Here is an 11,856-nt window from a genome sequence, read left to right on the forward strand (position 1 = left end):
GGGCGCCCGCGACTTCTGATTGACGCACCTCAGAGCCGCCGGAATAGTGCGCTGGGAACGGAGGGCGGGAGCGGTGCGACCCACTGTCAACGATATCGCGCGGGAGGCCGGCGTCAGCCTCGCCACCGTGGACCGGGTGATGAACGCCCGCCCCGGCGTGCGCGAGACGACCGTGCTGCGCGTCAACGAGGCGATCCGGCGCCTCGGCTATGTGCGCGACGTCGCCGCCGCCAATCTTGCGCGCGGGCGCAATTACCGCATGGCGTTCGTCATCCCCGACGGCGCGGGCCAGTTCCTCGCTTCGCTACGCGAAACCGTGGCCGCGTCGGCGGCGGCCGGCGCCGCGAGCCGCACCGCGATCGAGACGCTGACCTTTCCCGCCGAGGATCCGCACGCGCTGGTTCGCGCGCTCGGCGATCTGCCGAAACAGGGGTTCGACGGCGCCGCGATCATGGCGCCGGAGACGCCGCATGTGCGCGATGCGATCCGCGCACTCCATGAAAAGGGGTTGAAAGTCGTCGCGCTCGTCTCCGATCTGCCGAATACCGAGCGCGACCATTTCGTCGGCATCGACAACTTCGCGGCGGGACGCACGGCGGGTGTGCTTCTCGGCCGTTTCCTCGGCCCCCGTCCGGCGCCGGTGATGGTGCTCGCAACCTCGATGCAGCTACGCGAGAGCATCGAGCGCCGACTCGGTTTCGACGAGGTGATGCGGCGCGATTTCCCGCATCTCACTCCGCTGCAAACCCTCGAGGGGCATGACGACCCTGACACCATCGCTCGCGCGATCGGAGAGATGCTGAAGAACGAACCGGCCGTCAGAGGCGTCTATTCGCTCGGCGCCGGCAACCGCGCGCTGACCCGCACGCTGGGGCGCATGGGCCGGCTCGACAACATGACCGTCGTCGCGCATGAACTGACCGCGCATAACCGCGACGCCGTCGCCTCCGGCGCCTTCGACGCCGTCATCACGCAGAATGTCGGCCATGTCGTCAGAAGCGCGCTCCGGGTTCTGCGCGCGCACACCGATGGGATGCCGATCGACGCGGCGCAGGAGCAGATCCGCATCGAGGTGGTGATACGCGAAAATCTACCCGCCCGATGAAGCGACGGCGCGATGAGGAGGAGACGATGAGGACAATTCAGGGCCCGGCGCTTTTTCTCGCGCAGTTCGTCGGCGATGGCGCGCCCTTCAATTCATGGGACGGACTCACAGGCTGGGCGGCGTCCTGCGGCTATTCCGGCGTGCAGGTTCCGAGTTGGGACGCGCGCCTTTTCGACCTTTTCCGCGCCGCCGAGTCGAAAGATTACTGCGATGAGTTCGCCGGCGTAGCGGCGGACAGCGGCGTCGTGATCACCGAGCTTTCGGCGCATCTTCAGGGCCAGCTCGTCGCAGTTCACCCGGCCTATGACGAGATATTCGACGGATTCGCGGCGCCCGAGGTGCGCGGGAACCCGAAGGCGCGGAGGGAATGGGCGGTCGATCAGGTGCGGCGGGCCATCGACGCCTCGCGCAATCTCGGCATCGATGCGCTGGCCGTCTTTTCCGGCGCGCTCGCCTGGCCCTATGTCTATCCTTGGCCGCAGCGCCCGGCCGGGCTGATCGAGACAGCCTTCGACGAACTGGCCCGCCGCTGGCTCCCGCTCCTCGATCACGCCGAGGAGAAGGGCGTCGATCTCTGTTTCGAAATTCACCCCGGCGAAGACCTCCATGACGGGGCCTCCTTCGAGATGTTCCTCGAGCGCGTCGGCGGGCACGCCCGCGCCAAGATGCTCTACGACCCGTCGCATTACCTGCTTCAAGGGCTGGATTATCTCGCGAATATCGACATCTATCACGAGCGGATCGGCATGTTCCATGTCAAGGACGCCGAGTTGAACCCGACCGGAAGACAGGGCGTCTATGGCGGCTACCAGTCCTGGGCCGACCGCGCCGGGCGGTTCCGCAGCCTGGGCGACGGGCAGATCGATTTCGGCGCCATCTTCTCGAAGCTGGCGCATCGCGATTTCGGCGGCTGGGCGGTGGTCGAATGGGAGTGCGCGCTGAAACACCCGGAGGACGGCGCGCGCGAGGGCGCAGCCTTCGTCCGCGATCATATCATCCGCGTCACCGAACGCGCCTTCGACGATTTCGCCGGCTCCGGCGCCGACGAAGCCGCCAACCGCCGCATTCTCGGGCTGGAGGGTTAGATGGCGCGGATCAGGCTCGGCATGGTCGGCGGCGGGCGCGGCGCCTTCATCGGCGGCGTCCATCGGATTGCGTCGCGGCTCGACGATCATTTCGAGCTTGTCGCCGGCTGTTTCAGCGCGGATGCGGATCGTTCGTGCGCCTCGGGCGGGGATCTCGGTCTAACCCCGCACAGGGTCTACAGTGATTTCGACGCGATGGCGAAGCGCGAGGCGCGACTGAAGGCCGGCGTCGAAGCCGTGGCCATCGTCACCCCGAACCACATGCACGCGGCGCCGGCGAAGGCGTTCCTGAGGCGCGGCGTTCATGTCATCTGCGACAAGCCGATGACGACGACGCTGCGGGAAGCGAAGTCTCTCGCCAAAGCCGTCGAAAGCTCGGACGCGCTCTTCATCCTCACCCATAACTATACCGGCTATCCAATGGTCCGGCAGGCGCGGGAGATGATTCGCAAGGGCGCGCTCGGCGCGATCCGACTCGTCCAGGTCGAGTACGCGCAGGACTGGCTGACCGAACCGCTGGAGGAAACCGGGCAGAAACAGGCCGCGTGGCGCACCGACCCTGCGCGTTCGGGCCCCGGCGGCGCCATCGGCGATATCGGCACGCACGCCTTCAACCTCGTCGGTTTCATCACCGGGCTGGAGGTCGAGGCGCTCTCAGCCGATCTCCAGAGCTTCGTTCCCGAACGGAGGGTCGACGACAACGCCCATGTCATGCTCCGACTGGAAGACGGGGCGCGCGGGATGCTCTGGTGCTCGCAGATCGCACCCGGAAACGAGAACGCGCTGCGGGTGCGCATCTATGGAGCGAAAGGCGGCCTCGAATGGGCGCAGGAGGCGCCAGATACGCTCTGGCACGCGCCACTGGGCGAACCAAAGCGGCGGATCACCCGCGCCGGCCCCGGCGCGGGAGCGGCGGCGGCGCGGATGAGCCGCACGCCCGCCGGCCATCCTGAGGGCTATCTGGAGGGGTTCGCGAATATCTACGCCGAGGCGGCGGCGGCGATCCGCGCGCGTCAGGCCGGGGCGCCGCCGGAACCGGCGGCGACCCTCCCCGGCGTGCGCGAAGGGCTTGCGGGGGTCGCCTTCGTCGACGCCTGCATCCGTTCATCCACCCGCAACGGCGCCTGGGTGCGGCCGGCGGTCTGAAGCGACGTTACGTCTGGCCCGGCGGGAGCCCGCACCGACGGCTATGTTGGCGCGCGGTGCGAACACACCACCGGCCGCGAACGCGCGCTCCTGAAGACCGTTGTAAACACGCGCACCCGTCGATCACAAATGAGGGACGTACCTCATAAATCCGTTTACAGTCTTGGCGCCCCCGCCCTATCCTCATTCACAAGCTCAAAAGCCGGGGGATTCGAACCGGCCACATCGACCTCTGGGAGGGGGATCAGCCATGAAATCCACGCATCTCGCCTTGACGGCGACCACAGCGATCGCGGTGGCGTTCGCCGCCCCCGGCGCCGCCAGCGCCGAAGATCTCACGCTCTGCTGGGCGTCCTGGGACCCGGCCAACGCGCTCGTGGAACTTTCGAAGGACTTCGAGAAGCAGTCGGGCCACTCGATGAATTTCGAATTCGTTCCCTGGACGAATTTCACCGATCGGATGCTGAACGAACTCAACTCCGGCGGTCAGCTCTGCGACCTGATGATTGGCGACAGCCAGTGGATCGGCGGCGCGGCTGAAAACGGGCATTACATCAAGCTGAACGATTTCTTCGACGCCAACGGCATCAAGATGGACGACTTCATCGACGCCACGGTGACCGGCTATTCGGAGTGGCCAAAGAACACGCCGAACTACTGGGCCCTGCCCGCGTTCGGCGACGTCGTCGGCTGGACCTATCGCAAGGATTGGTTCGAGCGGCCGGAGCTTCAGGCCGAGTTCAAGGAGAAATACGACCGCGATCTGGCCCCCCCGGCGACATTCGCCGAACTGAAGGACATCGCGGCGTTCTTCCAGGACCGCGAGATCGACGGCACCACGGTCTACGGCGCCTCAATCTACACCGAGCGCGGCTCCGAGGGCATCACCATGGGCGCGATGGACGTGCTCTACAGTTTCGGCTTCCAGTATCAGAACCCGGACAAGCCCTATGACATGGAGGGCTATGTCAATTCGCCCGGCGCGATCGCCGGGCTCGAATACTACAAGGAACTCTATGATTGCTGCACGCCGCCGGGCTCGTCCAACGGCTACATGAGCGAGGGCATCGACGCATTCAAGTCGGGTCAGGTCGCGATGCAGATGAACTTCGCCTTCACCTGGCCGGGATTCGAGAACGACGCCAATGTCGGCGGCGGCAAGACAGGCTATTTCGTCAACCCGGCCGGACCCGATGGCGACCAGTTCGCGCAGCTCGGCGGACAGGGCATTTCGGTCGTCGCCTATTCCGAGAAGCAGGACGCCGCGCTTGAGTACATCAAGTGGTTCGCCCAGCCCGAAGTGCAGGCGCAATGGTGGAAGATGGGCGGCTATTCCTGCCTCAAGGCCGTGACGCTGGCGCCGGACTTCCCATCCAGCCAGCCCTACGCGCAGACCTTTCTCGATTCGATGGCGGTGGTGAAGGATTTCTGGGCGGAGCCGAGCTACGCCATTCTGCTGCAGGACACGCAGAAGCGTTTCCACGATTACGTCGTCGCCGGCAACGGCACGGCCGAGGAGGCGCTGAATGGTCTGGTACGGGACTGGACAGAAACCTTCGAGGATGACGGCAAGCTCTGAGCCGCCGCGTCTTTCGGGCGGGGCGTGTGGAGACGCCCCGCCCGATCATGCCGAAACAGGATTCGGGTAATGAGCGACGAGACCACGACCGGCGCCGCGCCGCGGCTTTCCGTGCGCCTTGCGCGGCGCCTCGGCGGGCTGTCCGACCGGGCGATCGCGTGGCTCTTTGTCGGGCCGACGGTGTTTCTTCTGCTCGCGATCAACATCTTTCCGCTGATCTGGACAATCCGGCTCAGCCTGACCAATTACCGCGCCAACCGCGCCAACGCGGATGTCAAATGGGTGGGGCTGCGCAATTATGAACGCATCCTCACCGACCCGGACATCTGGAACTCGATGCAGGCGACGGCGCATTTCCTGATCTGGACGCTGGCGCTGCAGGTGCTGATCGGCTTCGGACTAGCTTATCTGATCAACAAGAAATTCAAGGGCGACAATTTTTGGACCACGGTCATCGTGCTGCCGATGATGCTGTCGCCCGCCGTAGTCGGCAATTTCTGGACATTCCTCTACCAGCCGCAGATCGGTCTCTTCAATTATGGCGTCGCCTTTCTCACCGGCGCGGACCCTTCGTCCTTCACCATGATCGGCGATGTCGATCTCGCGCCCTGGGCGATCGTCATCGTCGATACGTGGATGTGGACGCCATTCGTGATGCTGATCTGCCTCGCCGGGCTGCGCTCCATCCCCGACAGCATCTACGAGGCGGCGGAGTGCGACCGGGCCAGCAAATGGCGGCAGTTCTGGACCATCACCGTGCCCATGGCTCTCCCGTTCCTGATGCTCGCGGTGCTTTTCCGCGGCATTGAGAATTTCAAGATGTTCGACCTGGTGGTGCAACTGACCGGCGGCGGGCCGGGCAGCGTGACCGAACTCACCTCGATCACGCTCAAGCGCGAGGCGTTCGAGAAATGGCGCACCGGCTACGCCAGCGCATACGCGGTCATTCTTTTCGTCGTGGTTTTCGGACTCGCCTCAATCTACGTGAAGGCTCTGAACAAGGTGAAGGAGCGATGAGTTTTTCCATCACCGAAGCCACGCGCGGGCAGAAATGGATCGCAGGAATCCTTGTCGTCGGCTACGCGCTGATCACGATCCTGCCGCTTCTGTGGATCGTCGCCACCGGCTTCAAGTCGCCCTCCGACGCCATCGCCTATCCGCCGAAGGTGGTTTTCGAGCCGACGCTCGAAGGTTACGTGAACCTCTTCACCACCCGCACGAGGATGACGCCCGAAACGCTCGAGGAGCTGGGTCCGCCGGCGACCTGGTATGACCGCATCGTCCGGCAATACGACATGGTCATCTCCGGGCCGAGCCGTTATGGCGAACGCTTCCTGAACTCGGTCGTCATCGGCTTCGGCTCGACCTTCCTCTCGGTCTTTCTCGGCACGCTGGCGGCCTATGCGTTCAGCCGGTTCAGGGTGCCGCTGAAGGACGATCTGATGTTCTTCATCCTCTCGACGCGGATGATGCCGCCGATCGCCATCGCCATCCCGATCTTCCTGATGTTCCGCCAACTCGGGCTTTCGGACACGCATCTCGGCATGATCCTGCTCTACACGGCGGTGAATCTTTCGCTGTCGGTGTGGCTGCTGAAAGGCTTCATCGACGAGATCCCCGTCGAATATGAAGAAGCGGCGCTGATCGACGGCTACACCCGCTTTCAGGCATTCTACAAGGTCGTGTTGCCGCAGGCGGCGACCGGCATCGCGTCGACGGCGATCTTCTGCCTGATCTTCTCATGGAACGAATACGCCTTCGCCGTTCTCCTGACCTCCGGCACGGCGCAGACCGCGCCGCCCTTCATTCCGACGATCATCGGGGTCGGGAAGGACTGGCCCGCCGTCGCTGCGGGCGCGACGCTGTTTCTCGTCCCGGTGATGGTGTTCACCATCCTGCTGCGCAAACACCTGCTGCGCGGCATCACCTTCGGAGCGGTGCGAAAATGAATCGCGTGAAGAGCCAGGACAGCAAGCCGCGTCTTTTCCGTCGCGGGCCGTGGGAGATGGCCGCGACGATCATCATCGCGGCCGGCGTCGTGATGATGATGCAGCCCTTCGCGCTCGCGCTCTACACTTGGTCCTTCATCGTCACATTGGTCGGCACGGTGATGTTCATCGTCGTCAGCCATTTTCCCGAATAGCGCATGGCTCAGATCCTCATCCGCAATCTCCGCAAGGAATTCGGCGATTTCACCGCCGTCCGGTCATCGACCTTCACCGTCGAGGACGGGGAGTTCTTCATGCTGCTCGGCCCCTCAGGCTGCGGCAAGACCACGACGCTGCGGATGATCGCCGGGCTGGAACTGCCGACATCGGGCGAGATCCTGATCGGCGGAGAAGATGTCAGCCGCAAACCCGCCAGCCAGCGCGACATCGCCTTCGTCTTCCAGATGTTCGCGCTCTATCCGCACATGAACGTGCGCCAGAATATCGCCTATCCGCTCATCAGTCAGGGCATGCGGCGACGCGAGGCGAAGGCGAAGGTGCTGGAGGTCGCGCGCCTGCTCGGGATCGAGGACATCCTGAACCGGCCGGTCGGCGGACTCTCCGGCGGCGATCGTCAGCGCATCGCCCTCGGCCGCGCCATCGTGCGCGACCCCAAATGCTTTCTCATGGATGAGCCGCTCGGCGCGCTCGACGCTGAGTTCCGCGAGCATATGGCGGAGGAGTTGCGCGCGCTCCATGACCGCATGGGCGCGACCACGGTCTATGTCACGCATGACCAGCTGGAGGCGATGCAGATGGGCGACAAGATCGTCGTGATGAACCACGGCGTCGTCGAACAGTTCGGCGCGCCGCAGGACATCTACGATCACCCGGCGACGATGTTCGTCGCCGATTTCATCGGCTCGCCGTCAATGAATTTCCTTGCATTCGACGCCGCGCTCGCCGCCGGAGACGCCGTAGTCCGGCTTGGCGAAACGGATATCGCCATTCCCACGCTCCGGGAGGCCGCCTCTGGCGCGCTCGCGCTTGGTGTCCGGCCCGAACACCTGCATCTCAGCGACGCCGCCCCGCTCCGCGCCCGGATCGAAGCGGTGGAATATCTCGGCGCGAGCCAGATCGTCACGCTCTCCACGCCGCACGGTCAGGTCCGCGTCCGAACGCCAGTCGGTGAAGGCGGCGGCGTCGGCGACATCACCGGACTGGCGCTGGACACCTCCACGCTGTCGCTTTTCGACGCCAATTCGGGCCGCGCGCTGCGCACTGCCGCGAACGAGGCCGCGCATGGCTGAGGTCGTTCTCGACAGGCTATCAAAATCCTTCGGCGCCGCCCGCGCGCTTCAGGATGTGACTCTGACCGTGCCGGATGGCGGATTCGTCGTCCTCCTCGGCCCGACAGGGGCCGGCAAGACCACGACGCTCAGACTGATCGCCGGGCTGGAGACGCCGGACGCCGGCGATGTCCGCATCGACGGGCGCTCCGTGTTGGCGGACACCCCGGCCCGGCGCGACGTCGCGATGGTCTTTCAGCAATATTCACTCTATCCGCATCTCACGGTGCGGGAAAACCTCGCCTTTCCGCTCCGCTCGCCGGTCCTGAACCTCCCGGCCGACCAGATCGCGCAACGCGTCGGCGAGGTGGCGGAAGTGTTGCATATCTCGGCCAAGCTCGACAACAAGGCGACGGCGCTTTCCGGCGGAGAGATGCAACGCGTCTCGATCGGCCGGGCGCTGGTCCGCCGGCCGCGCATATATCTGATGGATGAGCCGCTCTCTTCGCTCGACGCCAAACTCAGGGCGGAACTTCGGATCGAGCTGAAACGCATTCAGCGCGAAGCCGGCGCGACGCTGCTCTACGTCACCCACGATCAGATCGAGGCGATGACCATGGCCACCCATGTCGGAGTGCTTGACGAGGGACGTCTCGCGCAATTCGGTCCGCCCCGCGAAATCTACGAGAATCCCGTCAGTATCCATGTCGCCGCGCGGTTGGGCCAACCTCGGATCAATACGCTTCCCGCCGGCCTCTTCGGCCCCGCCCCTGATGGAGCCGCGACCATCGGGCTCCGCCCCGAACATATCCGTGAGGGCGAGGGGCGCGAGGCCAGCGTCGTGCGCGTCGAGCGCCTCGGCGATCAGACCCGCCTGCACCTCACGCTCGACGGCCATGAGGTCATCGCGCTTACCGACCCGCACAGCCCCCTCAGGCCCGGCGAGACCATCTCCATCCAGCCGCGCGAACCACTTTATTTCAACGCCGCCGGCGCGCGTATCCGTTAGGGAGCCTCCGATGAAACAGTTCATGAACTCGAAAGAAAACATCGTCACCGAGGCGATCGACGGGCTCCTCAGGCTTTCGTCGGGGCGACTCGCCCGGCTTGACGGCTACCCGCATATCAAGGTCGTGATGCGGACCGACTGGGACCGGAGCCGCGTCGCGCTGGTTTCCGGCGGCGGTTCCGGCCACGAGCCGAGCCATGCCGGCTTCGTCGGCGCCGGGATGCTGACCGCGGCGATCTGCGGCGACGTCTTCGCCTCGCCCTCGGTCGACGCGGTCCTGGCCGGCATCCTCGCGGTCACCGGCAAGGCCGGCTGTCTCCTGATCGTGAAGAACTATACCGGCGACCGGCTGAATTTCGGCCTCGCGGCCGAGCGGGCGCGCGCCTTCGGGCTGAAGGTCGCGATGGTGATCGTCGACGACGACATCGCGCTCCCCGACCTTCCGCAGGCGCGCGGCGTCGCCGGAACGCTTTTCGTCCACAAGATCGCCGGCGCGCTGGCGGAGGGCGGCGCCTCGCTGGCCGAGGTCGAAGCGGCGGCGCGGAAGGTGGTCGCCGGCGCGGTCTCGATCGGCATGTCGCTCGACACATGCACCGTCCCCGGCTCGCCGAAGGCTGCGCGGATCGGCGACGGCAAGGCCGAACTCGGTCTCGGCATTCATGGCGAGGCGGGGATCGAGCAGGTCGACTTCACCGGCGCGAGCGCGGCGATGACGATGGTGCTGGACCGGCTGAAGCCGCATCTCGGCGCGGGCACCCACGTCGCGCTCCTGAACAATCTCGGCGGCGCGACGGAGCTGGAGATGGGCGTGCTGGCGGAGGAGCTGGCCCGCGCCGCCGCCGACATGGGCGTCGAATGGATGATCGGCCCGGCCCCGCTGATGACCTCGCTCGACATGCAGGGGTTCTCCGTCTCGCTTCTCCCTGCAGGGGGCGCGGAGATCGCCGCGCTCCGCGCGCCGGTCGGTCCGCGCGCCTGGCCCGGCCTCTCGCCCATCGGCGCGGTGGCGACGCTCCCCCTGCCCGACGGATTGACGCCGATCCGGCCGCTGGCCTCGGCGCATCCCGACCGCCGGGCGCTGATCGAACGCTGCGCCGCGCTTCTGATCGCGGCGGAGGCGGATCTCAACGCGCTCGACGCGTTGTCTGGCGATGGCGACACCGGAGCCACGCTGGCGACCGCGGCCCATGCGCTGATCGACGCGCTCGATCGCCTGCCGCTGGCGGATACGACGCAGCTCTTTCGCGCCATTGGCATGGAGTTGAGCCAGACCATGGGCGGCTCCTCCGGCGTCCTTCTCGCCATTTTCTTCACCGCAGCGGGCGACGCCTCGGCCGGGGGCAAGAACTGGCCGGACGCCCTCCGCGCGGCGCTGGAGCGCGTGATGCAGGTCGGCGGCGCCGGACCAGGCGACCGGACGATGATCGATGCCCTCGGCCCGGCGCTCGACAAGCTTCCCGCCGGTCTGGAGGAAGCGGCGAAGGCGGCCCGTCGCGGCGCAGACCTGACCGCGACGATCATCCGCGCCAAGGCCGGCCGCGCAAGCTATGTCGGCGCCGACAAGCTCGCCGGTCACAACGACCCCGGCGCGGAGGCGGTAGCGCGGCTTTTCGAGGGGCTGGCGAAGGGCGAATGACGGCGCCGCTGCGCATCCACGGGAGGATTTCATGAGCGCGCCGCCGCATTGCCGACGCTATCGACTTTTCCATGATCTCGGATTAAATTCCGTGAATGTGGAAACTGTGCGTTCGACACGGACAATCTGAAACTCACGCAAAACAGGCATGTTGCGGTCCCCGATTGCGGAGCCGGACTCACGGAAACTGCGGCGACCGGGCGGCGGCCGACAACGCCCCAGCCGCGCGCAGTCCGGGAAGGAACTTGAATTGGCCCGAAGGAAATCGCCGTCCGCGGCGGCGCGCGAATTGAACGGCGCGGAGATCGACGCAGGAGACAAGGGCGGATCGCGCAGCGTCCGGCGCGTTCTGAGCATGTTCGAATTCATGCTCGAACGCGGTGAGCCGGTATCGATGGCGGAGATGATCGACGGGCTCGGCATCCCGAAATCTTCGGCCTACGAGCTGATCCGGACGCTGGCGCAGGCGGATTATGTCGAAACCTCCGCGAAGAATGGCGGCCTCATCCTCGGCCGGAAGCTATTTCAGCTCGGCATGGCCTACCGCAATCAGGTCGATCTGATGAAGGATGGAGCCAGGATCGTCGAGGAACTGCGAGACCAGACGGGCGAGACGGTGCAGTTCTCGGTGCTGCTCGACGACCACATGCATGTGCTGATGAAGGAGGAAGGCCTTCGCCCCATCCGCATCGTCAGCAATGTCGGCTCACGTGTGCCGGTCAACTGGGCCGCCGCCGGCCGACTGCTGGTGTCGGACCTGGACGACGCCGCGCTGCGTCGGCTTCTCGCGGCCACGATCCGCCAGTCGCCATCCGGCAGAGCCTGCATGGATATCGACGAGATCATGGCGTCGGTCCGGGCGTTTCGGCGCGCGGGCTATGGCAGCGAGGTCAACGAGGTCAACGAGCACGCGGGTTGCGTTGCGGCGCCCGTGATCGACGCGAACGGCCGCTGTATCGCGGCGATCAGCATCGTCGCGCCCGAGCAACGCCTCACGGGAGCCGACCGGGGCGCGCTCATTTCCGCCGCGACCGACGCGGCGGGGCGTCTGTCGCGGCGCCTCGGCGGAGAATGATCCC

Annotated in this window: 11 protein-coding genes; all 11 read left to right on the forward strand. The window is 65.9% G+C overall.

The window, feature by feature from the left end; genetic code table 11:
* The first annotated feature begins 73 nt into the window (after nucleotides 1-73).
* The 11 genes from G5B40_RS03635 (at nucleotide 74) to G5B40_RS03685 (ending at nucleotide 11,852) form a co-directional block, all read left to right on the forward strand.
* Complete coding sequence (locus G5B40_RS03635) at nucleotides 74-1,105, forward strand: LacI family DNA-binding transcriptional regulator (protein ID WP_165095116.1); 1,032 nt, start codon at nucleotides 74-76, stop codon at nucleotides 1,103-1,105.
* A 26-nt stretch (nucleotides 1,106-1,131) separates the two neighbouring features.
* Nucleotides 1,132-2,190 (forward strand): sugar phosphate isomerase/epimerase family protein, encoded by a 1,059-nt coding sequence (locus G5B40_RS03640; protein WP_165095118.1) that lies wholly within the window; start codon nucleotides 1,132-1,134, stop codon nucleotides 2,188-2,190.
* The gene (locus G5B40_RS03645; RefSeq protein ID WP_165095121.1) at nucleotides 2,191-3,336 is read left to right on the forward strand and encodes a Gfo/Idh/MocA family protein; all 1,146 of its coding nucleotides are present in this window, start codon (nucleotides 2,191-2,193) and stop codon (nucleotides 3,334-3,336) included. It abuts the gene before it with no gap.
* A 250-nt stretch (nucleotides 3,337-3,586) separates the two neighbouring features.
* Entirely contained in the window at nucleotides 3,587-4,915 is a 1,329-nt protein-coding gene (locus tag G5B40_RS03650; protein WP_165095123.1) for an ABC transporter substrate-binding protein, read from the forward strand.
* A gap of 69 nt (nucleotides 4,916-4,984) precedes the next feature.
* Nucleotides 4,985-5,932 carry a carbohydrate ABC transporter permease gene (locus G5B40_RS03655; protein ID WP_165095126.1) on the forward strand — a complete coding sequence of 316 codons (948 nt, stop codon included), beginning with the start codon at nucleotides 4,985-4,987 and terminating at the stop codon, nucleotides 5,930-5,932.
* Nucleotides 5,929-6,864 carry a carbohydrate ABC transporter permease gene (locus tag G5B40_RS03660; RefSeq protein WP_165095128.1) on the forward strand — a complete coding sequence of 312 codons (936 nt, stop codon included), beginning with the start codon at nucleotides 5,929-5,931 and terminating at the stop codon, nucleotides 6,862-6,864. The genes G5B40_RS03655 and G5B40_RS03660 overlap by 4 nt, the downstream gene beginning before the upstream one ends.
* Nucleotides 6,861-7,058: a hypothetical protein gene (locus G5B40_RS03665; RefSeq protein ID WP_165095131.1), complete on the forward strand. Its 198-nt coding sequence runs from the start codon at nucleotides 6,861-6,863 to the stop codon at nucleotides 7,056-7,058. Before G5B40_RS03660 ends, G5B40_RS03665 begins: the two co-directional genes overlap by 4 nt.
* Nucleotides 7,059-7,061: 3 nt before the next feature.
* Nucleotides 7,062-8,153: an ABC transporter ATP-binding protein gene (locus tag G5B40_RS03670; protein ID WP_165095134.1), complete on the forward strand. Its 1,092-nt coding sequence runs from the start codon at nucleotides 7,062-7,064 to the stop codon at nucleotides 8,151-8,153.
* Nucleotides 8,146-9,141 (forward strand): ABC transporter ATP-binding protein, encoded by a 996-nt coding sequence (locus G5B40_RS03675; protein ID WP_165095137.1) that lies wholly within the window; start codon nucleotides 8,146-8,148, stop codon nucleotides 9,139-9,141. The genes G5B40_RS03670 and G5B40_RS03675 overlap by 8 nt, the downstream gene beginning before the upstream one ends.
* A gap of 10 nt (nucleotides 9,142-9,151) precedes the next feature.
* Entirely contained in the window at nucleotides 9,152-10,777 is a 1,626-nt protein-coding gene (locus G5B40_RS03680) for a dihydroxyacetone kinase subunit DhaK (protein WP_165095140.1), read from the forward strand.
* A gap of 250 nt (nucleotides 10,778-11,027) precedes the next feature.
* On the forward strand, nucleotides 11,028-11,852 hold the full coding sequence (locus G5B40_RS03685; protein WP_165095143.1) for an IclR family transcriptional regulator: 825 nt from the start codon (nucleotides 11,028-11,030) through the stop codon (nucleotides 11,850-11,852).
* The last annotated feature ends 4 nt before the right edge of the window (nucleotides 11,853-11,856 follow it).

Origin of the sequence: Pikeienuella piscinae (genome assembly GCF_011044155.1) — a bacterium.
GTDB lineage: Bacteria > Pseudomonadota > Alphaproteobacteria > Rhodobacterales > Rhodobacteraceae > Pikeienuella > Pikeienuella piscinae.

Coding starts and splice junctions, on each gene's coding strand:
- G5B40_RS03640 (WP_165095118.1), top strand. CDS start 1,132: ATGAGGACAATTCAGGGCCCGGCGCTTTTTCTCGCGCAGTTCGTCGGC.
- G5B40_RS03645 (WP_165095121.1), top strand. CDS start 2,191: ATGGCGCGGATCAGGCTCGGCATGGTCGGCGGCGGGCGCGGCGCCTTC.
- G5B40_RS03650 (WP_165095123.1), top strand. CDS start 3,587: ATGAAATCCACGCATCTCGCCTTGACGGCGACCACAGCGATCGCGGTG.
- G5B40_RS03655 (WP_165095126.1), top strand. CDS start 4,985: ATGAGCGACGAGACCACGACCGGCGCCGCGCCGCGGCTTTCCGTGCGC.
- G5B40_RS03660 (WP_165095128.1), top strand. CDS start 5,929: ATGAGTTTTTCCATCACCGAAGCCACGCGCGGGCAGAAATGGATCGCA.
- G5B40_RS03665 (WP_165095131.1), top strand. CDS start 6,861: ATGAATCGCGTGAAGAGCCAGGACAGCAAGCCGCGTCTTTTCCGTCGC.
- G5B40_RS03670 (WP_165095134.1), top strand. CDS start 7,062: ATGGCTCAGATCCTCATCCGCAATCTCCGCAAGGAATTCGGCGATTTC.
- G5B40_RS03675 (WP_165095137.1), top strand. CDS start 8,146: ATGGCTGAGGTCGTTCTCGACAGGCTATCAAAATCCTTCGGCGCCGCC.
- G5B40_RS03680 (WP_165095140.1), top strand. CDS start 9,152: ATGAAACAGTTCATGAACTCGAAAGAAAACATCGTCACCGAGGCGATC.